At 57.0% G+C, this 25,500-nt stretch carries 24 protein-coding genes; 14 read left to right on the top strand and 10 right to left on the bottom strand.

The genetic code is table 11. The features are described 5' to 3' along the window. Window positions 1-3: 3 nt before the first annotated feature. The 4 genes from BIND_RS15365 to mnmA form a co-directional block, all read right to left on the bottom strand. Entirely contained in the window at window positions 4-234 is a 231-nt protein-coding gene (locus BIND_RS15365) for a hypothetical protein (RefSeq protein ID WP_012385945.1), read from the bottom strand. A gap of 269 nt (window positions 235-503) precedes the next feature. Beyond that, on the bottom strand, window positions 504-713 hold the full coding sequence (locus tag BIND_RS15370; RefSeq protein WP_012385946.1) for a cold-shock protein: 210 nt from the start codon (window positions 711-713) through the stop codon (window positions 504-506). A 331-nt stretch (window positions 714-1,044) separates the two neighbouring features. Next, complete coding sequence (locus BIND_RS15375) at window positions 1,045-1,734, bottom strand: class I SAM-dependent methyltransferase (RefSeq protein ID WP_012385947.1); 690 nt, start codon at window positions 1,732-1,734, stop codon at window positions 1,045-1,047. A gap of 2 nt (window positions 1,735-1,736) precedes the next feature. Continuing rightward, on the bottom strand, window positions 1,737-3,032 hold the full coding sequence (mnmA, locus tag BIND_RS15380; protein WP_012385948.1) for a tRNA 2-thiouridine(34) synthase MnmA: 1,296 nt from the start codon (window positions 3,030-3,032) through the stop codon (window positions 1,737-1,739). Window positions 3,033-3,648: 616 nt separating this feature from the next. Between mnmA and sciP the strand changes: the two genes are divergently transcribed. Continuing rightward, window positions 3,649-3,924 carry a CtrA inhibitor SciP gene (gene sciP / locus BIND_RS15385; protein ID WP_012385949.1) on the top strand — a complete coding sequence of 92 codons (276 nt, stop codon included), beginning with the start codon at window positions 3,649-3,651 and terminating at the stop codon, window positions 3,922-3,924. A 94-nt stretch (window positions 3,925-4,018) separates the two neighbouring features. On the opposite strand, the gene BIND_RS15390 is transcribed toward sciP, so the two are convergent. Beyond that, window positions 4,019-5,053, bottom strand: coding sequence for a putative bifunctional lysylphosphatidylglycerol flippase/synthetase (locus BIND_RS15390; RefSeq protein ID WP_012385950.1), 1,035 nt, complete (start codon window positions 5,051-5,053; stop codon window positions 4,019-4,021). A 712-nt stretch (window positions 5,054-5,765) separates the two neighbouring features. On the opposite strand from BIND_RS15390, the gene BIND_RS15395 reads away from it, so the two are divergent. From BIND_RS15395 to BIND_RS15420, 5 genes are all read left to right on the top strand, one after another. Then, window positions 5,766-7,241: a leucyl aminopeptidase family protein gene (locus BIND_RS15395; RefSeq protein WP_012385951.1), complete on the top strand. Its 1,476-nt coding sequence runs from the start codon at window positions 5,766-5,768 to the stop codon at window positions 7,239-7,241. 13 nt (window positions 7,242-7,254) lie between these two features. Beyond that, window positions 7,255-8,121: a C40 family peptidase gene (locus tag BIND_RS15400; RefSeq protein WP_012385952.1), complete on the top strand. Its 867-nt coding sequence runs from the start codon at window positions 7,255-7,257 to the stop codon at window positions 8,119-8,121. 186 nt (window positions 8,122-8,307) lie between these two features. Beyond that, window positions 8,308-8,508: a 50S ribosomal protein L35 gene (rpmI, locus tag BIND_RS15405; protein ID WP_012385953.1), complete on the top strand. Its 201-nt coding sequence runs from the start codon at window positions 8,308-8,310 to the stop codon at window positions 8,506-8,508. Window positions 8,509-8,553: 45 nt separating this feature from the next. After that, the gene (gene rplT, locus BIND_RS15410) at window positions 8,554-8,919 is read left to right on the top strand and encodes a 50S ribosomal protein L20 (protein WP_012385954.1); all 366 of its coding nucleotides are present in this window, start codon (window positions 8,554-8,556) and stop codon (window positions 8,917-8,919) included. A 1,024-nt stretch (window positions 8,920-9,943) separates the two neighbouring features. Beyond that, window positions 9,944-10,687: a hypothetical protein gene (locus BIND_RS15420; RefSeq protein ID WP_012385955.1), complete on the top strand. Its 744-nt coding sequence runs from the start codon at window positions 9,944-9,946 to the stop codon at window positions 10,685-10,687. 430 nt (window positions 10,688-11,117) lie between these two features. Here BIND_RS15420 and BIND_RS15425 read toward each other — a convergent pair whose 3' ends face one another. Together BIND_RS15425 and BIND_RS15430 are read right to left on the bottom strand one after the other, a co-directional pair. Continuing rightward, window positions 11,118-11,645, bottom strand: coding sequence for a gluconokinase (locus BIND_RS15425; RefSeq protein WP_012385956.1), 528 nt, complete (start codon window positions 11,643-11,645; stop codon window positions 11,118-11,120). Further along, entirely contained in the window at window positions 11,642-13,804 is a 2,163-nt protein-coding gene (locus BIND_RS15430; RefSeq protein ID WP_012385957.1) for a transglycosylase domain-containing protein, read from the bottom strand. Before BIND_RS15430 ends, BIND_RS15425 begins: the two co-directional genes overlap by 4 nt. A gap of 216 nt (window positions 13,805-14,020) precedes the next feature. On the opposite strand from BIND_RS15430, the gene dnaN reads away from it, so the two are divergent. Then, window positions 14,021-15,136: a DNA polymerase III subunit beta gene (gene dnaN, locus BIND_RS15435; protein WP_012385958.1), complete on the top strand. Its 1,116-nt coding sequence runs from the start codon at window positions 14,021-14,023 to the stop codon at window positions 15,134-15,136. A 95-nt stretch (window positions 15,137-15,231) separates the two neighbouring features. Here dnaN and BIND_RS15440 read toward each other — a convergent pair whose 3' ends face one another. Continuing rightward, window positions 15,232-15,477: a septal ring lytic transglycosylase RlpA family protein gene (locus tag BIND_RS15440; protein WP_341872306.1), complete on the bottom strand. Its 246-nt coding sequence runs from the start codon at window positions 15,475-15,477 to the stop codon at window positions 15,232-15,234. Window positions 15,478-15,865: 388 nt separating this feature from the next. Between BIND_RS15440 and BIND_RS15445 the strand changes: the two genes are divergently transcribed. Together BIND_RS15445 and BIND_RS15450 are read left to right on the top strand one after the other, a co-directional pair. Then, complete coding sequence (locus BIND_RS15445) at window positions 15,866-17,125, top strand: BtaA family protein (RefSeq protein WP_012385960.1); 1,260 nt, start codon at window positions 15,866-15,868, stop codon at window positions 17,123-17,125. A 10-nt stretch (window positions 17,126-17,135) separates the two neighbouring features. Next, window positions 17,136-17,810 (top strand): class I SAM-dependent methyltransferase, encoded by a 675-nt coding sequence (locus tag BIND_RS15450; RefSeq protein ID WP_012385961.1) that lies wholly within the window; start codon window positions 17,136-17,138, stop codon window positions 17,808-17,810. 189 nt (window positions 17,811-17,999) lie between these two features. Here BIND_RS15450 and BIND_RS15455 read toward each other — a convergent pair whose 3' ends face one another. Both BIND_RS15455 and BIND_RS15460 read right to left on the bottom strand, forming a co-directional pair. Next, the gene (locus BIND_RS15455; RefSeq protein ID WP_012385962.1) at window positions 18,000-18,959 is read right to left on the bottom strand and encodes an alpha-E domain-containing protein; all 960 of its coding nucleotides are present in this window, start codon (window positions 18,957-18,959) and stop codon (window positions 18,000-18,002) included. A gap of 293 nt (window positions 18,960-19,252) precedes the next feature. After that, on the bottom strand, window positions 19,253-20,701 hold the full coding sequence (locus tag BIND_RS15460) for a circularly permuted type 2 ATP-grasp protein (RefSeq protein WP_012385963.1): 1,449 nt from the start codon (window positions 20,699-20,701) through the stop codon (window positions 19,253-19,255). A 391-nt stretch (window positions 20,702-21,092) separates the two neighbouring features. Between BIND_RS15460 and BIND_RS21665 the strand changes: the two genes are divergently transcribed. From BIND_RS21665 to BIND_RS15485, 5 genes are all read left to right on the top strand, one after another. Further along, the gene (locus BIND_RS21665) at window positions 21,093-21,233 is read left to right on the top strand and encodes a hypothetical protein (RefSeq protein ID WP_012385964.1); all 141 of its coding nucleotides are present in this window, start codon (window positions 21,093-21,095) and stop codon (window positions 21,231-21,233) included. 22 nt (window positions 21,234-21,255) lie between these two features. After that, window positions 21,256-21,864, top strand: a complete 609-nt coding sequence (locus BIND_RS15470; RefSeq protein WP_050764047.1) for a fasciclin domain-containing protein — start codon at window positions 21,256-21,258, stop codon at window positions 21,862-21,864. Between the two features lie 214 nt (window positions 21,865-22,078). Then, window positions 22,079-23,371, top strand: a complete 1,293-nt coding sequence (locus tag BIND_RS20260; protein ID WP_148210667.1) for an SGNH/GDSL hydrolase family protein — start codon at window positions 22,079-22,081, stop codon at window positions 23,369-23,371. A gap of 228 nt (window positions 23,372-23,599) precedes the next feature. Next, window positions 23,600-24,322, top strand: a complete 723-nt coding sequence (locus BIND_RS20825) for a L,D-transpeptidase (protein WP_012385967.1) — start codon at window positions 23,600-23,602, stop codon at window positions 24,320-24,322. A gap of 405 nt (window positions 24,323-24,727) precedes the next feature. Beyond that, window positions 24,728-25,336, top strand: coding sequence for a DoxX family protein (locus BIND_RS15485; protein WP_244395904.1), 609 nt, complete (start codon window positions 24,728-24,730; stop codon window positions 25,334-25,336). Window positions 25,337-25,500 lie beyond the last annotated feature (164 nt).

Raw genomic sequence — 25,500 nt, forward strand, 5'->3', positions numbered from 1 at the left:
AGGTTAAATTGTATACGCTTTGCGCTTACCTTTTGGAACCAAAGCTTTCTTGAGCTGCGGAGTTGCCTTCACACTTTTTGATCGGCGCTCAATCTCGGCATCGATCAAGGGCAACAGACACGCAGCCTCGATCTGCCGCGCCCCAGCGTCACCGGATTCCAGCCGCAATGCGTTTCTTCGCAAGTTGGCAAGGCCGACGTCATCAAGAGTTGGAATCATATTGGCTATGTTCATGCTTTGCCTCCAGGCGGTCGAGCCGCCGAACAAAAAATCAAGGCTGGCGCACCAAGCGCCAGCCTTTCATTTCATCAGGAGCTATTTCGATAAGAACGTGCTCACCGATAGCCGGTAGGAGAGCCCGATGATAGCCGTCATGCGGTGCATAAGCTGCGATCAGGTGATTATTGCTCAGCCGTACATCCGCACCATTCGTCGTCAGACGGACAACCTTACCTCGAAAGGTAATGAAGGGATAATCATGATTGATATCCAGAGAGTCGCCCTTAAGCCGCTCTCAGATTGACGGCGCTTTCCTTGCCGGAGCGCTGATCGCGTTGAAGTTCATAGGAGACGACTTGACCTTCAACAAGCTCACGCAGCTGAGAGCGTTCGACTGCGGAGATGTGAACGAAAACGTCCTTGCTACCGTCTTGCGGTGCAATGAAACCATAACCCTTTGTGGTATTAAACCATTTAACAGTGCCGTTAGCCATTTCAGATCCATTAGCTTGAGATTTTACCGGATGAGCCCGGCTGCCATCGAGTCTGAAAGTTCGGCTTGAAAGATCCGCGCATGGAGCGAGAAGTCTGAAAGCGTTGCGCGACAGGAAACGATTATCTTCATATAGCCCTTATATGATCGATTACCAGTCTGCTCCTATGAAATTCGGAGTTGGGTGCAACCGCCTAACGGCAGGTAATAACGCCAAAGCTGAAGTTCTTGCGGCGCAGAACCGTGCCGCCATAATGTATAAAAAAGGCTCCAGAGCGCCATAATAGGATACCGGTGAAGTATAGTGTTCAATGCATTGGCCACGCCTATGATTAAAGCTTCTCGATCCGAGCCAAAGTAAACAGCCCAAGGGGCGGCAAGGTTCTCCGCTCCAGCAAACGGCACGGGCGCGCGGCGATCCAATCCCCGACGATCGACCAGGGAAATTCCGGCTTCCAGCCGAGGGAAGCACTGCGCCGTCCGAGCCAAGCTTCGACAAGGGCGACAGGCCCCTGCTCTGCGCCAATATGATTGACGAGCACGATTTCCCCGCCGGGCTTGATGACACGCAGGAATTCATCAAGGCTCGCCCAAGGATCGGGGAGGACAGTCAGCACATAGGGCGCAACCACCCTGTCGAACACGGCATCGGCGAAAGCGAGCCGCGCCGCATCCATGACCGCCAGTCCTTCCACATGACTCAGATTGTCAGCGGCAATCCTTTGCTGCGCGCGCCGCAGCATGGGCAAAGAGAGATCGACGCCGACATAATGGCCCCGTTTCTCGAACATCGGCAATTCGAGGCCGGTTCCGACACCGACATCGAGAATCGCGCCGCCCTGTTCGGCCGCGCCACGGATCGCCGCGGCAGCAGCCTTGCGTCCCGGCCGCATGACCGCCTCGAAAACCAGATCATAGATCGGCGCCCAGCGGGCATAGGCCGCCTCGACATGCGCGTTTTCATAATTCTGGTTTTGAGCGGAATCATCGGCCAGGGCGTCTTTCGACGTCCTGTCATCCATGATCAACAAGCCGATCGTTTGGGAGAAACCAAATCCGAGGATTCGTTCGTATCGAGAAGGTCTTCGTTCGGCGGCTTGGGAAACATTTCGCGCATTTGCAGCGCGGATTCCGTCGCGCTGATGAAGCCACCGCCAAGGACGCGTGCCCGCGGCTGATCATTCTCATAAAAGACACAAGCCTGGCCCGGCGAGACACCGTCCTCATCGAGGGCGAAATCGACCCAGATTTCCGATTCATGGGCATGGAGGAACCCCGGAATCGGAGCCCGTGTGGAACGGACCTGGACGAAAATTTCAAGACCATGTTCGTCCATATCCTGGAGAGACCCGGGTCCAATCCAATTGACGCCGCGCAAATGCACGCGCCGCGTGGCGAGCGCCTGACGGGGACCGACAATCACTTGCGCTTTGGCCGCATCGAGACGAATGACATAGAGCGGCTCACCCGCGCCAGCGCCGACGGCGCCGAGCCCAAGACCACGCCTCTGGCCGATTGTATAATGAATGACGCCAGAATGACGCCCGAGTACCCGGCCGTCGACATGCAGAATCTCACCCGGAACGACAGCGCCGGGCGACAGACGCTCGATCACATCGCTATATTTGCCGCTCGGCACGAAGCAAATGTCCTGGCTATCCGCCTTGTCGGCAACGACGAGACCGAGTTGGCGTGCCATTTGCCGCACATCCGGTTTGGCGAGATCACCGAGTGGAAAGCGCAGGAGTTCGAGCTGGGCATTGGTCGTGGCGAAGAGGAAGTAGCTTTGATCGCGGCTTGAATCCAGCGAACGATAGAGCGCACGCCCCCCATCCGCCTCGGCCTTCGAAGAGACATAATGGCCGGTCGCCAGGACATCGGCGCCAAGATGCTGCGCCGTCTCGAAAAGATCGGCGAATTTGATCTCGCTATTGCAGGAGACACAGGGAATTGGCGTTTCGCCGGTCGCATAGCTCTGCGCGAAAGGATCGATGACCTTGCGACGGAAACGTTCCTCATAATCGAGGACATAATGCGGAATGCCGAGTTGATCTGCGACCTGCCGGGCGTCCTGAATATCCTGCCCGGCGCAACAAGCCCCCTTGCGATGGACGGCCTCGCCATGATCGTAAAGCTGCAAGGTCACACCAATGACCTCATAGCCCTCCCGCTTGAGAAGCGCCGCGACGACGGAGGAATCGACTCCGCCGGACATTGCGACGACAACGCGGGTTAAAGCCGGCGGCTTTGGCAGCCCCAAACTGTTCAATCCAGCGTGATCCAGGCCAGAACTCGTCACATCCGAGGACCCCAGTTCCATGGACTGGGTCTCTAAACCCTTGCCATCGCCCTGACGAGAGGTTTCTTCGGTGCCCGTGTCCGCCATTGGCTGCAGGCAAGAGTCACTCATCGTCCGGCTGCAGATTTCCATCAACCCGCCCTCCGTCGGCCATTGCTGGAGCATCAAATCCGGAAGCGGTCCCATACTGGGTTAGATTTGACGCGGTTTCAAAAGGGGAGAGCTTCAGGTCCCTTTCATCTTGAAGGTCCCGACGCTCCAACCGTTTTCTCACATGATTTCTATAAATAGCGTCCCAGCCGATCGATGCAACGGAAAGGTGGAGCAAACATCGTTCCATTCCCAGCAATTTTGACATAGGCGTCTTGACCCTGGGCCGGCGGTCGCTCCCCACCAAAAGATACAAAGAAACCACATAGGGCGTTCTGAATGGTAAAACCAAGGGCACCCTGGATGTCAAAATGAAACATATATTAAGCAGAAAGAAACTTTAATTGAGAAAAGATCACCGCACTCGATAATATTAACAACATATTTCGAACACTTTTCTTGAAAAAGCGCGTATCGCGCTTAGTCAATTCTTAAATCGCTTTGTCTAAGGTCAAGACGATAAGATCAGACTTATGAGTTTCGAACTATGATGGAATCTCTGCGCCCAAGGAGCAAATATGTTACCGGCCCCGACGGCAGCCCCTTGACGATCGCCGATCTGCCTCCGACCACCACCAAACGCTGGGTCATTCGTCGCAAGGCGGAAGTCGTCGCGGCCGTGCGTGGCGGCCTGCTCTCTTTGGAAGAAGCCTGCAATCGCTATACTTTGACGGTCGACGAATTTCTTTCCTGGCAAATGTCCATCGATCAGCATGGGCTGGCTGGACTGCGCACTACCCGCATTCAACAATATCGCACCTGACTGACGCGGCCTGAGACACGCCCGCGCTTCCCCTCACGGCGACAGGTCATGCTCCCCCGCCAAATTCCCCGTCTTCTCCTCCGCGAGCGCCGCTTCAGCGGCCCAAGGTTCCCCCATTAAGCCTCGTCTCGTCCGGATGATCCTTTTCTGGATCGGGTTGTCCGACATGCGTGCGGCCGAAAGCCTCGTGCAAGCGATTGCGTTCAAAAAGGAGAACAATGACGAGGGAAATCGCCAGGGGCAGCAAAAGATAGAAGAATCGGAATACGAGCAGAGCCGCCAGGACTTTAGCCTGCGGCACGGCCGGCATGGTTTTGAGGAATAAAAGCTCGAACACGCCCAGCCCACCCGGGGCATTCGATGCCAAGGCCGCCGAGAACGAGGCCAAGAACACGCCGAGCACCACAAAATAACCGGGATTTCCGACCTCCGGCAAAGCGAAATAAATGATCCCGGCGGCGCCCAGCAATTCCAGGGGCGCCGCCAGCAATTGCCGTAGAGCGACCCCAGGACGCGGATATTCAAGGCGGAAACCACGAATGATCAAGGGTTTGAAATGGAAAATCGAGCCCACAGCATAAAGGCCGACCACGGAAAGACACAAAACACCAATGATGCGGGCCGGGACCGATTCGGTCAAAACGTCCGGCAAGATTCCTCCCAACCGATGCAATTGCGCCGGCTCGAGAACCAGGACGAGCCCGCCGAGTAGCAGCGTTCCCAGTAAGAAGGTCAAGGAGCAAAGCGCGACGAGCACAGCCACTTGCGCGGCTGTGAGCCCTTGGGTCGAATAGGCGCGATAACGCACCATGCCCCCTGAAAAGACGGTCGCTCCAATATTATGGGCAATGGCGTAAGTGGTGAAGGAGCATAGCGAAACGAAGAGCAGCGAAATATGCGTCACTCCGAGGTGACGCAAAGCGATTCGATCATACCAGGCCAAGGCCGCATAAGCGACCAATGTCGCAACAAAGGCCAGCGCATATTGATGCGGCGGAAGAGCCCTCAATTGGTTCAGGACCTGGGTGCCAATCGCATTGCCATGAAATTCCTGGTACAGTAGCCAGAGGGAAACAACGACCGCCAAGACGCCCGTCACCGGCCAGACGAATTCGAGGATGCGCTTCATGATTCTCCGGATGAGCGGGCCGTAGCCGTAAACCCCGTGCGAGATCTGCACTCGGCGAGTTTGGCACCCAACTCACTCTGACATCCCTGCACTAAGGTTTGGCGCGCCGCAAGCTAAAGTAAGTCCCCAAAAAGGCGCGTGTCGGGCGCCACACCGGAATAATTGCACTGCAACAGTCCTGCGTTGCAAAAGCCCCGCCTGATTTCGTCTTTTTCAAAACAAAATCAATACTGCTGAGAATTGTAAATCGAAGCAAACTTGTCAAAATTTGCTTAACGCAGGTATGAGTCTCTGACATGACACCATGATGTCGCACGCCCCTTCCGCGCCTGGCCCCGCAACCGAAAAGAACGCCTCTTCTGGATCAGAGAACATAGAGAACGATATAAGATGCGCTCCGGTCGCTTTTCGGACACATCGGGATTGCCGATATCGCTCCGACAAATCCATTCCGCCTGGATCTTGCTTAACCGAAATCCCATCCGATGGGCTGATCGGCCTGGCTGGCGTCCTCGGCATTCCTGCTGCGGAGCCGCAAGGTGAACCCTCGATTTCATTCTCGGATTTTTGCCTTTTCAAAAGCATGGCGAACATTCGAGAATGATCCACGGCCGTGCCTCACGACCTTCGCTCTTACCGTGTCAAATCGAAAATGGATCTCAAGCGGGATTCGCTTTTGGTTTGATGCTCCCATGCTTCAAGGAGTTCGACCATGTCATTGCGGCGTCAGGCCACCGACAAGGCGCTTCCCATCTGGTTCGTGACCGCAGAGACTTGGCCGCAAATCCGCGAGACCTTGCCGCCTTATGTGAGCCTCTTCGCCCAAGCGAGCGGCTTTGAGCCGCATGCCGGCCGCAGCCTCGTCTATCCGGGACCATCCGGTGCTTTTGAAGGGGTCCTGTTCGGCCTGGAGAATAAGGCGGCGGCAACAGCCGATCCGTTTTTGCCCGGACGGCTCGTCTCTCTCCTGCCCGCGGGCCTCTATCGTTTCGCCAATGCGCCGCACACGCCGGACCTCGCCGCCCTTTCCTGGCTGCTTTCGAGCTACCGGTTCACGCGATACAAATCGCAAGGGGCCGAACTGCCCGAACTCTGCGCGCCGGAAGGCGTCGATGCAGACCGCGTCGAACGGATCGCCGAAGCTGTGACACTCGGGCGTGACCTGATCAACACGCCAGCCAATGATCTTGGCCCTGATTCTCTCGAGGAAGCTGCTCTGCAATTGGCCACCCGATACAAGGCCAAATCCTCGATCATTCGCGGCGAAAAATTGCTGCAGACCAATTTCCCTTTGATCCATGCCGTCGGGCGCGCCTCCGACAAAGCGCCACGCCTCATCGATTTCGCCTGGGGTCCCACCGATGCACCCAAGGTGACCCTTGTCGGCAAGGGCGTCTGTTTTGATTCCGGCGGCCTCGATATCAAGCCCGGCTCCGCCATGCTGCTCATGAAAAAGGATATGGGAGGCGCGGCGACGGCTTTGGCGCTGGCCGCCATGATCATGGACGCGCAACTGCCGATCCGCTTGCGTGTGCTCATTCCGGCCGTGGAAAATGCCATTTCCGGCAATGCCTTCCGTCCTGGAGACATCTATCCGAGCCGCAAGGGTCTGACGATCGAGATCGGCAATACGGATGCGGAAGGGCGCTTGGTCCTGGCTGACGCCCTGGCGCTGGCCGACGAGGAAGCTCCCGATCTTCTGATTGATTTCGCTACTCTGACCGGCGCCGCGCGGGTCGCGCTCGGCCCGGACCTACCCCCTTTCTATACCGGGGACGATGCCCTGGCTGACGCCATCACCGCGCATGGGACAGCGCTCGCCGATCCGGTCTGGCGCCTGCCTTTATGGCCTCCCTATGCCAAATTGCTCGACAGCAAGGTCGCCGATCTCAACAATGTCTCCAGCGGCTCCTTCGCCGGGTCGATCACCGCCGCCTTGTTTCTCCAGCGTTTCGTCGAAAAGGCCAAGGCCTGGGTCCATTTCGACCTCTACGCCTGGACGCCTTCCGCCAAGCCGGGGCATCCAGAAGGCGCCGAGATTCAGGTCGGAAGGCTTTTGTTCAGTCTGATCGAGGAGCGTTTCTCCCTCAGCTCCCCATCCTTGACCGAAGCGCTTCAGAATGTTCCGCCTCAGCCGCCCGAGCCGGGCCCTTTCGCGGATGAAAACGCCAAAGATCCGACACCCTGAGAGTGACGGCGCCATGCACCAGTTCGATCCCCGTCTGACACCGGCGCGCACCGACCTCGCAGCCGAATATTTGCGTGGTCGCGTCACGGCGGACACTTTCGCCCCCGGCCGCCCGATGCGAATCGGTGCAGGCCTGGCCGCCTTGCATCGCGCACCGAGGCCAGACAGCCCGATCGAGACACACGCTCTCCATGGCGAGAAGGTCACGCTTTATGAAGACCGCGAAGGCTGGGGCTGGGTGCAGCTTGGGGACGATTCCTATGTCGGCTATCTCGCCATGACTGCCCTCGCCGAAGGGACCATCGCGCCAACGCATCGAGTCTGTGTGAACCGCACCTTTATCTATCCGGAACCGGATATGAAACATCCACCGATCGGAGCATTGCCGCTCGGCGCTCGGGTCGTGGTCTCCGGTGAGCGTGGCGCTTTCCTGGCGCTCGCAACCGCTGGCTTTGTGTTTGCGGCACATCTCGTTCCGCAAGCGCAACATGAGGAGGATTTCGTCGCAGTGGCCGAGCGGCTTTTGCATGTGCCCTATCTTTGGGGTGGCAAGTCGAGCCTCGGCATCGATTGTTCGGGGCTCGTGCAACTCGCTCTGGCGCAAACCGGCGTGGCCGCGCCCCGCGATACGGATCTTCAACAACAAAATCTCGGCACGCAGCTCGATCTCGATGATCCTCTTGGTCCCCTGTCCCCATCCTTCTTGCGGCGTGGGGACCTGATCTTCTGGAAAGGCCATGTCGGCATCATGCGCGATGCGACCGAATTACTGCATGCCAACGGCCATCACATGCAGGTCGTGAGCGAACCGCTCGCAAAGGCGCGCGCGCGCATTCTCGAAAAAAGCTATGGCCCGATCACAGCCATTAGAAGATTATGACGTCATAAACTGGTCATTAAGGCGAGCAAACGGTTGCCTTCTCCCCCAGATGGGTCTTATAAGCTCGACCAAACCGACCGGCTGTAAGGGCTGCCGTGGCGGTTTTTCGCTCGTCCGGCAACGGACGGGAGTGGATGAAATCCACTCGATCAACAACAAGGCGGGAAACCGCCAGGAGACGAGCAAATGCCCAAGCTGAAAACCAAATCGGGAGCCAAGAAGCGGTTCAAAATCACCGCGACTGGCAAGGTCATCTATGCCCAATCCGGCAAGCGCCATGGGATGATCAAACGGACCAACAAGCAGATTCGCAATCTGCGCGGCACCAATGTGATGTTCAAAAGCGACGGCGACAAAATCATCCGGTTTTTCTTGCCGAACGGCTAAGCCTTATCACCCCGCTTTTCCTTCCCGATTTGAGAGAGATTTCTCATGGCACGCGTCAAGCGTGGCGTCACTTCGCACGCCAAACATAAAAAGACCCTCGAGGCCGCCACAGGGTTCTATGGCCGCCGTAAAAATACCATTCGCGCCGCCAAGGCCGCCGTCGATCGGTCCATGCAATATGCGACCCGCGACCGGCGTGTTAAGAAGCGCGTGTTTCGCGCGCTTTGGATTCAGCGTCTCAACGCCGCCGTGCGTGAACTGGGCCTGACCTATTCGCGCTTCATCGATGGCCTCGCCAAAGCGGGCGTCGAAATCGATCGCAAGGTTCTGTCGGAACTGGCCATCAGCCAGCCGGAAGCTTTCAAGGCGATCGTTGAGCAGGCGAAAAGCGCTTTGGCGACCGCTGGCTGAACCATAAGCCAAAGAATAAAGCTCTGCTTTACTCAATTAAAATGAATAAAGGCGCTGATCTTGGAAATCGAGGATCAGCGCTTATTTGAGGGATGGAAAAGCAAACAGGCCCATTCGAGGCATAAGCCTCACGGTAACGTGATGGATATTTTCTCGATCACCTTGGGACGGTGAGTTTGGCCAAAGGCCCTGGACAAGTGGTCCTGTACGAGCTCTAAGATACGTCGGCTTGTTGATTGGGGCCTCGAAAAAAAGCTCCTATAATCAAGTGGCTATCGCCGTAAAGTGAGATTTTCTTACCCTTCACGCCGAGGCGAAGGAAGACCTTATAGCTGGTTGGCATGCGTCGTTCCGCTCCGGTAATGTGAAGAGTGCTTTTCCGAAAATGCTCTTTCCGAATGAGCATTTAACTTTTATTGACACATTTATGCGTTTATCCTGTATCTAGAGTTCAGACGGCATATTGATCATTGAAATGATCATCACGAAATGATCTCAGGCACCACACGTCGAGCGGATCGGCGACGGCATTGGACATTTCAAGACGTCCTTTTCTTCCAACCTTGTCTGAAGCTGGCTATGCTCGTAAAACGAGGCACGATTCAAGTAAATTCCGCTATTCGATCCAGGAATTATTCGCTACATTAAGAATGTAGCTGATTCGGTAGAGAAACCGCCGAAATCAATGATCCAACTTGGCCGCAAAGAACAGCCAAGGGCAGCTGTTGGTTTGCCATAGCGGTTCTCAAATTATTATGTCGGATTTGGCACATCTTTGAAAATCCAGTCATGACTTTACAGATCTTGAAGGATCAACTGAGCGTGTCAGACTCAAAAGCAAATACGACTTTTGAGCAATCGGACTGTATTTTCAAAGCTAGGGAGTATGATCGTCGAATTCGATCCACAGACCCATGCTCTTCCCCCTGATTTAAATAAACGGCCTTGCCTTATTTGAACGCGATGGGCGCGTTTCTCGAAAAAGGCAAAGGTTTCAAGCATCTTGCATCCTTTCGGAACATCAATGAAACGCCAAAACAAACCTTTCGTTGTAGAAGTTAAACGGCGGCGCCGCCCGGAGAAATTATCCGTCTCGGAGCCGACCAGAACAGACATGCGGGCCGCAGATTATTCTGTGTCCGAGCTCAATCCTGCCGATGATTTTCATATTCCCGCCTTTCTGCAGACCGGTCAGCCACAACCTGCAGCTGCCGCTCCCCTTTCACACTTCTTCACGCTCCCGGCGAAGGACGAGAAACCCCTTTCCGAGAAGACGCCAGAACTGGCCTTTGACGCGATTTGGGGTAAGGCAGCCACCGGGCCACGGATTCTTCCCAGTCTCGTCGACATTCCGAGCCCGGAGCCCGTCATAGAGCCGGAACCCCGCCCGAGACAGACCCGGCGCAGGACACAATCCCCGGCTCCCCATTTTCAGACCGCCGCTGAAGAACGCAGTCCAAAAGGGCTTTTCATTGAGGCGGAAGACATCGAGGAGGGAGACAAGGCCTTCATCCCCGCGACCCCGATTGTTACGGCCTCCCCTACCCCTTCCAGGAAGCCGAGATCGGCGACGCCGCAGTCTCCTCTGCACGGTAAGAAACCCCTCAATGTGCCGGCTCCCACGCCACAGCGAGAGATCCATGCAGAAGATACGATCAGCCTGGAGCCCTGCCGCAAGACGCGCTCATGGCGTTCCCGCCAGAATGATGCCTCGCAGCTTCCTCCCGGCCAGCGCTGGAAACGTCGTTTGCATCCCTGTGCCTGGTGATCATACCGCCCAGATCACTCGTGTTTCATCGTTTCGCCTGGATAATGAAGATAGGCACGGCGCCTGAACCGTCTCTGGATCGGCATCGGTTTGCGGGTCGATAGGGTGTATCTGATCAAAGCTCCATCATCGTCCTGACCGGACGAAAGGGATGATGTTTCTTCCCCCAAGCGGGGTAAGGCTCGATCATCATCGGGGATGAAGAGTGATGAAAGGGACATCCTTTCATATAATCGCCCTATATATCCTGCGCGCCATTCTTCTCGAGCACACCAATCCCTCGATGAGAGGGATCAATCATTGCTGGAAAAATTCTTTCCGCGTGAGAGGCGAACGCGCAGAAGAAGTGCCGTTCCTCTTGCCAGGACAAGAATGGGCTGAAGAACGCGAAAGCGGGCGCGGTTTTCTTGGCGTCCCTTCACCGATCCATTCAGCCGTCGAGCGCCTGCAACCAGGCAACAGCCTGCGCCACAAGCTTCTCGGGAGGCTCCTCGATCGATAGAGTCAAGGCCTGTTCCCCGGGTGCCGGCGGCTCCAGAGTGGCGCATTGACTGGCGAGCAGGCTTGCCGGCATGAAATGATGCCGTGCCTGCATACGCTGACTCAAAATCGCGGGATCGCCATCGAGAAACACAATCTGCAACGGCAGTTGCGCTGCCTGCGCCAGCCTTTGCCGGTAGGCATGTTTCAAAGCTGAGCAGGAGGCAATTGCGGCGCCCGCGGCGCGGGCTTCCTGCCCAAGCGTCTGGCCGAGATGATCAAGCCAGGGCCAACGGTCGGCGTCATCGAGCGGATGGCCGGAAGCCATTTTGGCTTTGTTCTCAGCCGAATGAAAATCATCCCCCTCGAGATAGGGAACGTGCAGGGCCTGCGCCAGAAGCGTGCCGAGCGTCGATTTGCCAGAGCCCGACACGCCCATAACGATAATCGCATGAGGATGCTGTCTGGAGACGATCATCCGCCGAACAGACTTTCGAACAGGCCACGTTCGGTTTGCGGCGGCTGGCGCCCTCTTCCTCGGGCTGCATTCCCCTGAGTGTTCGGAATGGCCGCCGGCGGCAGCATTCCATTGAGGTCATTCTCGGGAGCCCATGAGGATGAGGAGGAAGAAGAAGACGCGGCTGGCGCCCCATAGGCAGTCGGCGCTTGAGCGCGCGGCGCGGAGTCTTGCGCCTCGGAGACCGGCGGCGCTGCTCCAACCGCAATCGGCGCGCCAAGCCCCGCCTCACCCGGAGGAGCCGAATTGGGAGCCAGAACTTGTGGCATCGCCGGGCTTTGCCATACGCCACCGGGCAGCGGCTGCGGCGGCTGGTTCTGATGTGCGATCTTCATGAAACGGGACCAGATTTCCACTGGCAATGTGCCTCCCGAGGCCTTGCGCGTCGGCGAATTATCGTCATTGCCGAGCCAAACCCCCGCAATCATATGGCTCGTATAGCCGATGAACCAGGCATCGCGCCAATCCTGGCTCGTGCCGGTCTTGCCCGCCGCCTGCCAGCCCGGCACGCTTGTCCCATGCGCCGTGCCGCTGATCAGGGTTTCCTGCATCATTCGGTTCATCATAGACAGGGAGGCCTCATCGATCACCCGACCATTGCTCCTGCCCTTGCGCTGGTAGAGTAATTGGCCGCTCGCGGTCTTGACCTTGAGAATGATATGCGGCTGCACGCCAATGCCGCCATTGGCAAAGGGCACATAGGCACTGGTGATTTCGAGCGGCGTGACTTCCGATGTGCCGAGCGCCAGCGAGGCATTGGCTTGCAGGTCCGATTCAATGCCGAGCCGATGCGCCAAACGGATCACCGCCTTGGGACCGACCTCATTCCCGAGCCGTGCCGCCACTGTATTGAGAGATTGCGACAAAGCCCGCGTCAGGGTGACAGGCCCCTGATAGGCATGGGAATAATTTTCCGGTTGCCAGCCCTTGATATTGATCGGCGCGTCATCGCGGACAGTATCCGGCGTCAGACCTGCTTCCATCGCGGCGAGATAGACGAAGGGCTTGAAGGATGAACCCGGCTGACGATGCGCGGAAGCTGCTCGATCGAACTGGCTTTCGGCATAATTGCGGCCACCAACCAAAGCCTTGATCGCGCCATCGGGCGCGAGCGCGACCATGGCGCCCTGCGCCACCCCATAGCGCGCGCCTTTGCGGTCAAGCTCCTCCGTCAGGGCTTTTTCGGCGGCGGCCTGCAGAGGCAGGCTAATACTCGTCGTCACGAGAATATCCTGATCGATCGTGCCAATCGTCTCGTCGAGCAGGTCCATCGCATAATCGGCGGCATAATTGAACGAGCCCGCCCCCTGGCTGCGCTGCACCTGCGCCGGATGCAAGAGGGCGAGTTGCGCCATCGATTCGGTGATGAACCCTTCCTCGCGCATGGCGGCGACGACTTGCGCGGCCCGCTCCGCCGCGCCGCGCGGATTATGCGTTGGGGCGAGCTTGGTTGGCGCCTTCATCAGCCCGGCCAGCATGGCCGCCTCCGGCAGGGTGACAAGCTTCGCCGGATGGCCGAAATATTTCTCCGCCGCCGCCTCGACGCCATAGGCGCCGGAACCGAAATAGACGCGGTTGAGATAAAGTTCCAGCAATTGGTCCTTGCTGTATTTATGCTCGAGCCAGACGGCCAGGATCACCTCCTGGATCTTGCGCGCCATGGTCCTTTCCTGGGTCAGGAACAGATTTTTGGCGAGTTGCTGTGTCAAGGTAGAGCCGCCTTGCATCGCCCCGCCGCCCGCGACATTGCGGAACAATGCGCGTATAATACCAAGCGGATCAATGCCGGAATGTTGATAGAAACGACGATCTTCGATCGCAACGAAGGCGCGCGGCAAATAGGGTGGCAGATCGGCCAGGCGAATCGTCGCCCCGCCCGTGTCGCCCCGATTAGCGATCAAGGTCCCCGTCTCGCTCAAAATAGCGATATTAGGTGGACGTTTGGGCACACTAAGCTGATCGATCGGCGGCATTTTCAGGGTATAATAACCGATAATACCGATGCCCAGGACGCCGGCCCAGATCGCCAGGGCGCAAAAAGCCGAAAAAATCCGCCATAAGGGCGAGCGACGCCGGGCCTTTTTCGACCGCTGCTGGGGGTCTTTCTCGCTTTTCGTCATGCGGCCTGCGAAAGGATCTCGATTTCGGCTCCGTCACCGAACCATCGGATGTCAGATTTCAATATGGCTGATTAAAGGCCAGTTAACTTGGGAAAAACGGGGGCGGAACCACGCAACGGCTCTTGCGATTTCTCTGCCACCACGGCAAAGTCGCGCCCCCGGCGGGTGTAATGTCGCCATGATCACCACACATTATTAAAGATTAAAGGGGCCACGATGAAAGTCACTCTCGAACGGGCGGCCCTGTTGAAAGCGCTCGGCCATGTGCATCGCGTGGTGGAGCGCCGCAATACGATCCCGATCCTCTCCAACGTGTTGCTTCATTCGGACGGCGACGGACTGCTCCTGAAGGCGACCGATCTCGATCTCGAAGTGACCGAGCGGCTCACGGCTGAGACGGGCACGCAGGGCGGCACCACTTTGCCGGCCCATATTCTTTATGACATCGTGCGCAAATTGCCCGATGGCTCGCAGATCTCCCTGGAAACGACCGAGGCCGGCCCCCTGCAATTGCGCTCCGGGCGCTCGCGCTTCACGCTGCAATCGCTGCCGGAAAGCGATTTTCCCGATCTTGCGGCTGGCACGTTCGAACAGACCTTCACGCTCAAGGCGGGCGATCTCAAACGGCTGATCGACAAAACTCAATTCGCGATTTCGAGCGAGGAGACACGCTATTATCTCAACGGCATTTTCATGCATACGACGGAAGTCGAAGGGCATGTGATGCTGCGCGCTGTCGCAACCGACGGGCATCGGCTGGCGCGGGTCGAAATCCCCGCGCCGCAGGGCGCCTCCGGCATGCCGGGGATCATCATTCCCCGCAAAACCGTCGCCGAGGTCCAGAAACTCGTCGAGGATCAGGCCCAGGAGGTCAAGCTCGAAGTGTCGCCGACCAAGATCCGCTTCACTTTCGGCGAAGTGGTCCTGACCTCAAAGCTCATTGATGGCACGTTCCCCGATTATGCGCGGGTCATTCCCTCGGGCAATGACAAATTCCTGACCGTGGACCGCGGCCCCTTCCAAGATGCCGTCGATCGTGTCTCCACCATTTCCTCCGAACGCGGACGGGCGGTGAAACTCGCCCTCGCCGAGGGCAAGCTCACGCTCTCCGTCACCAATCCGGATTCCGGTTCGGCGGTCGAGGAATTGGAAGTCGATTATGATGCCGCACCGATCGACATCGGTTTCAACGCCCGTTATCTGCTGGACATTGCCGCACAACTCGACAGCGATACAGCCCTGTTCAAATTCGCCGATCCCGGTTCGCCGACATTGGTGCTCGACCGCGACGGTGCCTCGGCTCTTTATGTCTTGATGCCGATGCGAGTCTAAAGAGGCGGTCTCGAAACCGGACGTTTGGGAGGCTACGGCTCTCAGGCACCGCGCGCTCCCCCATAGAGTTTTCGGTGATCTCACTAGTTACTGCTTCAATTCGGCAGGACATCGACCTTGACCGGCGCCAGGCCCGCATGTCGGAAACCGAGCGCCTCGGCAGCATTCACCGAGACATCGATCACGCGCCCCTTGATATAGGGCCCCCGGTCATTGACCACGAGCGTCGTCGCACGTTGATTGGCGAGATTGGTGACGCGCACATGCGTGCCGAAGGGCAACGTGCGATGCGCGCAGCCGACAGCCCCACGCGCATGATAATAAGACGCTTTCCCGTGCAAGCCTTCCGCGTAAGCTATATTCGCAGCCGTGAATAGAAATACCGCAGAAATGACAAGTTTCCTCAAAAATAAGCCTCCATCTGGAATGTGGAATGACCCAACCATTCGGGCGGAGGCGGCTTTTGACAGCACTCTATGATGATAAAAGGGCAATGTATTGTGTTATAAATCCATACAACACTATATTTGTGCATTGCAGCATATTAGTTAATATTATTTTAAGCCTACGATGATCTTCCTTAAAAGCGAGACTGCCCGAAAGTCACAGCCTGTAAAGGCCAAGATCAGCCAATTTCGCCATGATTGGCTTTTTCCGCTTTTTCAGTCACGCTTTTGTCACGTGGTTCGCTTAACCCGGGGCGATCATGATCGAACATACGGAAATCCTGTGACGTCATCGCCCCATGCGCTTCGCCGGACTACAACCCTCGGGCTTCGCACGGCCGTTCACCGCAGCAAAACTCTCTCGCGCGGCGGCCTGCTCGAGCATTTGTTTACTTTCGTCTTCCGGGGACTCGTCTATCCGCAGATCTGGGAAGACCCTCAGGTCGACATGGAAGCCCTGGCGATCCGCCCCGACGATCATATCGTCACCATTGCCTCGGGCGGCTGCAACGTCCTCTCCTATCTGACCGCTAATCCTCGCAAGATCACCGCCGTCGATCTCAACGGCGCGCATATCGCCTTGAACAGGCTGAAGCTTGCGGGCCTCGCGCATCTGCCGGACCACGCGGCCTTTTTCGCCTTTTTTGGAGAGGCGGACAAAAGCGCCAATGCCACTGCCTATCGCGAGAAGATCCGGCCTTATCTCGATCTCGAATCCAGAGCCTATTGGGATAGCCGCGGCCCCATGGGGCGGAAGCGCATCGATAATTTCACCGATAATTTCTACCGCCATGGCCTGCTCGGCTGTTTTATCGGCGGCGCGCACAGGCTCGCGCGGCTCTATGGCTGCGATCCACGCAAAATCGTGACGGCAAAGGATCGCAATGAACAGCGCGAATTGTTCGACACCCTGTTCGCGCCTTTGTTTGAAAAAACCTTCATTCGCTGGCTGTTGCGACAGCCAGCCTCGCTCTATGGTCTCGGTATCCCGCCATCCCAATACAAAGCCTTGTCGGGTGATCTTCCCGGCGGCAGCATGGCAGATGTCGTGAAGGAAAGGCTACGCCGGCTCACCTGTGACTTCGACCTTGAGAGCAATTATTTCGCCTGGCAGGCCTTTGCGCGCAGCTATCCGCCAAAGGCGCAGGCCATCAAGCAGGCCTGCCTGCCGCCGTATCTGATGCCGGACTCTTTCGACGCATTGCACACACGTGTTGACCGCGTCGATGTTCGCCATGAATCGATGACCGTTTTTCTCCGCACCCGCCCCGCGCAAAACCTCGACTGTTATGTGCTGCTCGATGCGCAGGATTGGATGAATGATGAGGATCTGACCGCCCTCTGGGGCGAGATCCTGCGCACCGCGCGCCCCGGCGCGCGCATCATCTTCCGTACCGCGGCGGATGAACGCTTGCTGCCTGGCCGCGTGCCGGCTTCAATCCTCGACGCCTTCGATTATGATGAAACGCTCTGCCGCAGCCTCGGCGCGCGCGACAGATCCTCGATCTATGGCGGCTTCCATCTTTATCGACGCAAAGCATAGCAGCATGGCCATGACCGAAGCCGCGACGCTGATGGATCGCATGTATCGCCATCAGCGTCACATTTATGACGCCAGCCGCAAATTCTACCTTCTTGGCCGCGACGGCATGATCGCCGGTCTCGCTCCCCCCGATCAAGGCACGATCCTGGAGATCGGCTGCGGCACCGGTCGCAATCTCATCAAGGCGGCGCGCATGTTCCCGCATACGCGCTGCTATGGCCTCGATGTCTCCGAGGAGATGCTGGTCTCGGCGCGTCAATCGATCCGGCGGGCTGGATTCTCCTCGCGCATCGAGGTCGCGCAGGCCGATGCCACAGCCTTCGATCCCTTGCACCTCTTCGGTGTCGCCCGTTTCGACCGGGTGTTCATCTCCTATGCTTTATCGATGATCCCGCCTTGGCGCGACGTGCTTGCCAGTGCTTGTTCCGTCCTCACCGAAAACGGCTCGCTGCATGTCGTCGATTTCGGTGATCAGGCGGGCCTGCCCTCCTGGTTCGGTGCGGCGTTACGCCAATGGCTTTCCTGGTTCTCCGTCACACCACGCCTGACGCTGGAAGACGACATGCGCGCTTTGGCCCGAACGCGCGGCCTTGGCTGTCAATTTTCGCGGCCATTGCGCTCCTATGCCTTCCAGGCCGTGCTGCAACAGAACACCGCGTTCAATCGCTCACCGAACAGCCTATAAGCCCTGTTTCAGAGCTTATAGGCCCTTCGCCGTGATGGGTCTCTGCGTCACCGATGCGAGAATAGAGAAAGAACGCGCTCGCTGATGGGCCACTCTTGAATTGTCGCTCACACTGAAAAAGCGAAGACACAAGGAAGGGGCCATGGGTCACGATCCGCGACCCTTGATCTTAGCTTTTCGGCCAATGTTCTAATTGAACAAATATTGCTCGCTGATCGTCTGACCAAGAAGACTATTATCTTCGACGAAAGCCGTGATGAATTCATGCAGACCCATCTGGAAAATCTCTTTGGTCGTCGCTTTCGATAGCCGTTCCATCACGAGATGCGCCTGCCTTTGGGCCGCCCCATTATGGCCATAGGCGCTAGAAATCTGATCGAGGAAATGACAGATATTGTCATAGCAAGAAATCAAAGAGCGCGGCATTTCCTTCTTGAGGATCAACAAATCAGCGATGCGCCAGGGCTTGATCGTCTCACGATAAACCCAATGATATGCCGTGAGTGCTGACACCGCGCGCAAAATGCCTGCCCATTGGAAATAATCGAGCGAGCCGCCGACTTCCTCATCCTCTGGCAGCAGCACGTGATATTTGACGTCGAGAATACGCGCCGTATTGTCGGCACGTTCGATATACAAACCAAGCCGCGAGAACCAATAGGCATCATTGCGCAGCATGGTGCGATAGGCGGTGCCGTCATAATCGAGTGAGGTCTTTTTCACGAAATCGAGGAATATGGAGAGTTCCTCGCGATCGTAATGGCCCTTGGCGAGATTGGTGCCCTCGAACCGTTTCAGTTCGATCCAAGCCCCATTGATGGCTTCCCAGGTCTCATGTGTCAAAGCGGTTCGCACGGAACGGGCATTGGCTCTGGCAAATTCAAGACAATTCCGGATCGAGGACGGATTATCCGCCGAGAAAGTGAGATAATCAACGACGCGCGCCGCCTCGATCGTCTCATATTTGGCGCGAAACCCTTCCGCCGCGCCGGAGGATTCGAGCGCACTTTCCCATTCGGTGCCGGTACTGACATAAGTCGTCGGCAAGGCGCTCAACCTTTGCGTCGCGTCGATGACGCGGGCGAGAAAATCAGCCCGCTCGACATAGCGGGCAAGCCAGAAGAGATTATCAGCCGTCCGGGAAAGCATGGCGTGCCTTGGTGACCTGTTTACAAAACAATGCGTTTACATCATGCGGAATTGTGACGCGGAAGGAGACTCTTTCGACATCGCAACGAGAGCATCAGACGTTCAAAGTGAATCTTGTCCGATACTCTCTTTTTTGAAAACGCATCAGATGGGTCCCAAAAGTGAAAACCACTTTTGGGACCCATCTGATGCGTTAGTATCGAGGATCGCAGATTCTCGATACGTCACTTTTTAAACCGTATCCACTTGCCCTCATTGAACCACGACGAGTCGCGCTTCAATGAGGGTGGATACTAGGATTGTGACTGTGATTGCATCTGGCCGCGTGTACCGAGCGCCGCCGCTGTTTCCTCGATGATCCATGTATCCTTGGTGCCGCCGCCCTGGCTCGAATTGACGACCAGTGAATTTTCCTTGAGCGCGACACGGGTGAGGCCGCCCGGCACCACCCTGACACCGTTCGATCCAGAAAGAACGAAGGGCCGCAGATCAACATGGCGTGGCGCGACACCGCTTTCAAAAAAGGTCGGGCAGGTGGAAAGCGCCAATGTCGGCTGAGCGATGAAATTTTCTGGATTTTGGGCCAGCTTGATCGCAAAGGTCTCACGCTCCGCATGGCTCGCATGCGGGCCGACAAGCATACCATAACCGCCGGAACCATTGACCTCCTTGACGACAAGTTCATGGAGATGTTCGCGGACATAGGCATAGGCGTCGGGTTCGCGGCACCGCCAGGTCGGCACATTTTTGAGAATGGCTGTCTCGCCGAGATAGAAGTCGATGATCTCCGGCATATAAGTATAGATCGCCTTGTCGTCGGCGACGCCCGTGCCGACCGCATTGGCGAGCGTAACATTGCCAGCAAGATAGGCCCGCATGAGCCCCGGAACGCCGATCATCGAATCCGCTCGGAAAGCATCAGGATCAAGGAAATCATCATCGATGCGGCGGTAAAGAACATCGACGCGTTTCGCTCCCTCAGTCGTGCGCATGTAGACGATATCGTCTTCGACCAGGAGATCGCGCCCCTCGCAAAGTTCGACGCCGAGTTTATCGGCGAGGAAGGAATGTTCGTAATAGGCGGAATTGAACCGCCCGGGGGTCAGCACGGCGATCACCGGCTCGCGGCCCACATTCACCGGCGCGACGGAACGCAGCGAGGACAAAAGCATATCCGGATAATTCTCGACGGGCGCGACCCTGTGCTCGTCGAAAAGATCGGGGACGAGACGCATCATGACCTCGCGGTTCTCCAACATATAGGAGACGCCGGAGGGTGTGCGGACATTATCCTCGAGCACATAGAAATCATCTTCGCCAATGCGCACGAGATCAATGCCCGCAATATGCACGAAGAGATTATGCGGCACCTTGCAGCCGACCATTTCTGGCCGGAACTGCGGATTACCATGGATGAGATCGGCCGGGACACGGCCCGCCTTGAGAATTTCCTGCGGCCCATAAATATCGGCCAGAAACATGTTAAGCGCCTTGACCCTTTGGACGAGTCCGGTCTCGAGCCTTGCCCATTCGCCCCGTCCGAGCAGACGCGGAATAATGTCGAAGGGGATCAGACGCTCGCTCGCATCTTTGTCGCCATAGACCGCGAAGGTAATGCCGATGCGGCGGAACAAGAGCTCGGCTTGCGTGCGGCGCGCCGCAAGCAGCGAGGGCGGGGTCGTGGCGAGCCAATGCGCAATCTTTTCATAGACGGGGCGAATTTTGCCATCCGCCAGGGTCATTTCGTCGAAACACCCCGGCCTTTTATCTTCTTGCACCGCGTGCCCCCAAGCTATGGCGCGATTTCGCGCGCATTCCGCATTTGTCAATATATAGCGCTACCACGAACCTCGTCAGCAAATTCGTTTCTCGCCTTCCTCCGATCATGGCGACTCTATGGCGATATCATAGCAGAGCCACTCTGGCTTGTCTTTGATCCATACATCGAACGCGCGCCATGGTCTTTCGAAAGAGATTGAGCGCTCGGCTGGCCGCGCGCGTGGCAAGGCTCAGTTAAGGTTAATGGTTCATCAATAAGTCAAGGTTAGTTCTTTGACATCGAATCCTTTCTTCCTCAATCACCGCGCCCCGCGGCAGGTTGCGAGGGTTCTCGTCAGCAAGGAGGAAATCCTTATGAGCCTCATGCCGATACACGCCCCGCGCCAAGCCGGATCCATTCTTGTTTCGCCCATTGCTCCGTCCATGGGCCAGATTCTGCGCGCCCTCTTGCTCGCAGCCTTCTGCCTGCTCGTCGTCCTCACGACAATGCTTTGACGATACAAGCCTACGACGATCCATGCGATATTCTCTCAGGCCATCGCGGGCTCCTGCCCTGCTTTGCTTCTTTCTCGCACTTGCCCTTACGATGCCGGCCAAGGCTGACCTCGCCACGCATGTCGAGGGCACGGCCTTTTCCTTTACCAAAACCTTCCTCGAAAATCTGAGCGAGGCTCGTAGCCACACGACCTTCGTGGCCGCCATCAATGCTGCTGATCTCGCCGCGCTCCTGCAAGAACCCGGTCCCTTTACGCTGTTTGCACCGACCAACGAAGCTTTCACACATCTGCCCAAGGGGCAGCTCGAGAGCTGGATGCAGCCGGAGAACCGCGAAACGCTGGCGGCGCTCTTGCGCTATCATATGGTAGCCGGCAAATTTTCAGTCGAGGGCCTGCTCGCGGCTCTGCGCCGGGAGCACGGACAAACCCGCTTGAAAACACTGCAAGGCGAGGATCTGATAATCACGGAAGACGGACGCCGCTTGATCCTCGTCGATGCGCGCGGCGGCAGATCGACGATTTCCTTCGCCGATCTCCCCGAGAAGAACGGCATATTGCATATTATCGATAAAATTCTGCAGCCGGCCATTATGGGGCCGGCCCCGACCCCAGCCCCGGAGACGCCTTAATTTTGCTCTATCGACAGCCTCATCATAAGAAGGCCTGAGCGATACTATAAGCCTTTATAATCGCGTCAGATTTATCCTAAAAGGGTGATCCCCTTGTAGGGGTGAGGCTGTATTTTACGTGGCTGCTTTTCTTGCGCAACTTGAGCCAAATTCTAAAGCATCGATTCAGCTGCCACACGATCCACGGTGAAACTTGCCACGGTGAAACTTGGCCTTGATCGATCTCTTTTTCTCGGCGGCCCCATGGCTTGCGCATTTAAAGCGCAGGCTGTTTCCAATCATCGTGACGACACTCTTGCTCCTTGTCACAAACGCGCCACCAACATTCGCGCAAAACAATCCCTTTGACTGGTTCCAAAACTTGTTCGCGCCGCAACCGCAGCCGATGCCGCGACATGCTCCGCGCAAGCCGCATCACCTCGATACGCGTTCCATCGAAACACCGAAACCACGGCCGGTGCATCCCCGGCCCATCGCCACGGCACCATCGCCCCCCAAACCTTCGGTGCCCGTGCGCTATCGCGTGGCGGTGGTCGGCGATGGTCTAGGCCAGGCACTGGCCCAGGGTCTTGCCGAAGCGCTCGCCGATCGCCCAGACATAGCGATTTTACGCAAGACGCGCGATAGCACGGGCCTCGTCCGTGAGGATTTCTACAATTGGCAGCAGGCGGCGCAGGATCTGCTGACGGCCAGCGAGCTAGAAACAAAAGACGGCGCTGCAAGCCAGAAGATCGATTATGCCGTTATTCTGATCGGCAGCAATGACAGGCAGTCCTTATCCGAAGACGACAAAACCTATGACCTTCTCTCAGAGCCCTGGCAAGAGGCCTATGGTCGCCGCATCGAGTCCATGGCGGAAGCCTTCCACGCCCATCATGTTCCCCTGCTCTGGGTCGGCCTGCCGATCGTCAAGAGCGACAAGCTGGCCGTCGATTTCAGCGCCTTCAATACGCTTTACGAGGATATGGCCGGCAAAGCAGGTGCGATCTTTGTCGATGTCTGGGAGGCTTTCGCGGACGAGAAAGGCGACTATCGCGCTTTCGGCCCCGGCATCGACGGACAGATCACACGGCTTCGGACCTCCGAGGGCCTTTATTTTACCGAGGCTGGGGCCCGCAAGCTCGCGCATTTTGTGGAGGGGGAGATCCGCCGCGCCTACGAGGAAAAAACCAATCCCGCAGCAGCCCCAACAAATGAAGCCCCAAGCGTCGAGCCGCCGCAAACCATTACAGGTGAGCCTTCCGATGCATCCTCAGGAACACCGGCACCGAATGGCCTCGCGCCGAACGCAGCGCTGCCCGCCCCGCCACCAGCCAAGCCGGCGATCGGCCCGCTCCAATCCCTGACCGGCCCCGTCTTGAGTCACGGAGGTCTCCTTGCCCAGCCGGATACAAAACCAGTGGTCAGCGGAAACAGCGCCGAACAGTTTCTGATCAAGGGCAGGATTGACGCCGAACCGACGCCAAAGCCCGGACAAGCCTCTGATTTTTCCTGGCCGCGCCAATGAGGACTTCAGCCCATCGCATTGAAGACACAAACATTTGAAAAGGAGAACGCCAACCGTTTCTCATCACGTCCAGTGACAAGATCGGCATCGCTCCTGCTTGGCCAGGGTTCTTGCCTGCACTATAGTTTCTTCCATTTTGAGGCATGGTTTTGAAACATCTTTCAAGAGAACCCACCTCACCTTGGTTTTACCTTTACTTTTAGCGCCTGCTTCTATCGGATTGCCTCGATGCCTAAGAAAATCGTTCCCCTCGTCGGCTCCTTGGTTTTTCTCGCCGGTCTTACCGCGACCGCCATGCCTGCTTTCGCTCAATGGCCTTATTATTCCGGCTATCAACGCGCGCGCCCGCCTTTTCCCAGCGTCGAATCCGATGATGACCAGATCCAGCCGCCGGACGATCTTTATGACAGCCGGCCTCCGGCCGCTTATCCACGCGGTGCCTATTCCCGAACGCCCGACGGCTATGAACGGAATGATTACGATCTCAATGTCCGTTCCTCGCAAAGGACCGCGGCGCTGGTTCCCAATCCGACCGAGGAAGGCCCCGGCACCATTGTCATCGACACGAAATCGCGCCAGCTCTACTATATTCAGCCGGACGGCATGGCTATTCGCTACGGTATTGGCGTAGGACGCGAAGGTTTCGCCTGGAAGGGCACAGCGCGGGTCGGCCGCAAAGCCGAATGGCCGCGGTGGATTCCCCCGAAGGAAATGCTGAAACGGCGCCCGGATCTGCCCACTTCCATGGAAGGCGGCGTGGAAAACCCCTTGGGCGCGCGGGCACTCTACCTCTACCAGGGCGAGCGGGATACCTTGTTTCGCATTCACGGCACCAATGAGCCGGATACAATCGGCAAGGCAGTCTCCTCCGGCTGTATCCGGATGATGAATGCCGATGTCATTGATCTGTTTCAACGTGTGCCTGTGGGAACGAGAGTCGTCGTTCTGTAATGATTTCGACCCTGCAGCATCGCTCGTCCATTCGGATTCATGAGCGATGCTGCCGTCTTTATGATCGCCTCAAATATCCATGGCTGCTGGGTCCGGATGATCGGGAGATATGCAATTGTCTGCCAAGATCCCTGTGTATCCACTGAACCCGGGGAGCAATAGCCTCCGCCTCTCTGTTTCGCCAGGATGGAAGACATAACCGCCGCTAGGCGCGAAACGCCGTCGGCCACTGCCTGCCCGTGTCGTCCTCATACCCGCCCACCCAAGATCGGCCCCTTCGTTCCAGGCTCTTCCTCTTATTCGCCTATTTTGAGATATTTCCCGCGTTCAAAGTGAGGGGATAGTGTCTGTCTGCAGACATCGTTGCGGCGACTCCCAAAAAGAGCAGACGCTTTTTGAGCGCCATTGCGCGATGGTAAAAATTTGGAAATAGTCTCTTTCGATTATTTCTCTATTTTATTCATTGGTAGACGTCTATCTTGCACCTGTGGACGGACCCTTGAGGCCGACGTCCTCCTTCTTCACTTCCTTGCCGCGAACAGCGGTGAAACTAGAGTCATCGATATGTACACTTTCCCGACATTCGCGCAGAACATGCTTTTGCTGACAGGCCGTATCCTTCTCGCTTTGCTTTTTGTGCTTATGGGTTGGAGCAAGATAAACGACTTTAATGGCACTGTCGCATACATGCTCCACACAGGTGCCCCCTTTCCCCCTCTTGCGGCCTCGATCGCCATCATAACGGAGCTGGGGGTGGGACTGGCCATCGTCTTCGGCGTGCTAACGCGTCCGCTGGCCTTGATCCTCGCGGTTTACACGATCGCCACGGGACTGATCGGCCATAACTTCTGGACGATGGAGGGCATGGTTCGCTATGATAATATGCTGCATTTCTACAAGAACATCAGCATAGCCGGTGGGCTTTTGTCGCTCGCAGCGGCCGGGGCAGGCCTTTTCTCGGTCGATACATTGATCGAAAAATGGTTGAAGACCCGCTCATCTCATCAGCTTTGAAGAGCCCATCGGGCATAAAACAGCGACAGCATCGTTCCTAGTATCCACCCTCATTGAAGCGCGCCTCGTCGCGGTTCAATGAGGGTGGATACGATTTAAAAATGACGGATCGAGAATCCGTGATTCTCGATCCGAGGAGCGATGCTGTCTGTCTTTATGGCCGC

It is taken from the genome of Beijerinckia indica subsp. indica ATCC 9039, from assembly GCF_000019845.1.
GTDB lineage: Bacteria > Pseudomonadota > Alphaproteobacteria > Rhizobiales > Beijerinckiaceae > Beijerinckia > Beijerinckia indica.

What these genes read in the sequence shown, in the direction of transcription:
- BIND_RS15365 (WP_012385945.1), bottom strand. Translation starts at nt 234, where the DNA reads ATGAACATAGCCAATATGATTCCAACTCTTGATGACGTCGGCCTTGCC.
- BIND_RS15370 (WP_012385946.1), bottom strand. Translation starts at nt 713, where the DNA reads ATGGCTAACGGCACTGTTAAATGGTTTAATACCACAAAGGGTTATGGT.
- BIND_RS15375 (WP_012385947.1), bottom strand. Translation starts at nt 1,734, where the DNA reads ATGGATGACAGGACGTCGAAAGACGCCCTGGCCGATGATTCCGCTCAA.
- mnmA (WP_012385948.1), bottom strand. Translation starts at nt 3,032, where the DNA reads ATGGAACTGGGGTCCTCGGATGTGACGAGTTCTGGCCTGGATCACGCT.
- sciP (WP_012385949.1), top strand. Translation starts at nt 3,649, where the DNA reads ATGATGGAATCTCTGCGCCCAAGGAGCAAATATGTTACCGGCCCCGAC.
- BIND_RS15390 (WP_012385950.1), bottom strand. Translation starts at nt 5,053, where the DNA reads ATGAAGCGCATCCTCGAATTCGTCTGGCCGGTGACGGGCGTCTTGGCG.
- BIND_RS15395 (WP_012385951.1), top strand. Translation starts at nt 5,766, where the DNA reads ATGTCATTGCGGCGTCAGGCCACCGACAAGGCGCTTCCCATCTGGTTC.
- BIND_RS15400 (WP_012385952.1), top strand. Translation starts at nt 7,255, where the DNA reads ATGCACCAGTTCGATCCCCGTCTGACACCGGCGCGCACCGACCTCGCA.
- rpmI (WP_012385953.1), top strand. Translation starts at nt 8,308, where the DNA reads ATGCCCAAGCTGAAAACCAAATCGGGAGCCAAGAAGCGGTTCAAAATC.
- rplT (WP_012385954.1), top strand. Translation starts at nt 8,554, where the DNA reads ATGGCACGCGTCAAGCGTGGCGTCACTTCGCACGCCAAACATAAAAAG.
- BIND_RS15420 (WP_012385955.1), top strand. Translation starts at nt 9,944, where the DNA reads ATGAAACGCCAAAACAAACCTTTCGTTGTAGAAGTTAAACGGCGGCGC.
- BIND_RS15425 (WP_012385956.1), bottom strand. Translation starts at nt 11,645, where the DNA reads ATGATCGTCTCCAGACAGCATCCTCATGCGATTATCGTTATGGGCGTG.
- BIND_RS15430 (WP_012385957.1), bottom strand. Translation starts at nt 13,804, where the DNA reads ATGACGAAAAGCGAGAAAGACCCCCAGCAGCGGTCGAAAAAGGCCCGG.
- dnaN (WP_012385958.1), top strand. Translation starts at nt 14,021, where the DNA reads ATGAAAGTCACTCTCGAACGGGCGGCCCTGTTGAAAGCGCTCGGCCAT.
- BIND_RS15450 (WP_012385961.1), top strand. Translation starts at nt 17,136, where the DNA reads ATGACCGAAGCCGCGACGCTGATGGATCGCATGTATCGCCATCAGCGT.
- BIND_RS15455 (WP_012385962.1), bottom strand. Translation starts at nt 18,959, where the DNA reads ATGCTTTCCCGGACGGCTGATAATCTCTTCTGGCTTGCCCGCTATGTC.
- BIND_RS15460 (WP_012385963.1), bottom strand. Translation starts at nt 20,701, where the DNA reads ATGACCCTGGCGGATGGCAAAATTCGCCCCGTCTATGAAAAGATTGCG.
- BIND_RS21665 (WP_012385964.1), top strand. Translation starts at nt 21,093, where the DNA reads ATGAGCCTCATGCCGATACACGCCCCGCGCCAAGCCGGATCCATTCTT.
- BIND_RS15470 (WP_050764047.1), top strand. Translation starts at nt 21,256, where the DNA reads ATGCGATATTCTCTCAGGCCATCGCGGGCTCCTGCCCTGCTTTGCTTC.
- BIND_RS20825 (WP_012385967.1), top strand. Translation starts at nt 23,600, where the DNA reads ATGCCTAAGAAAATCGTTCCCCTCGTCGGCTCCTTGGTTTTTCTCGCC.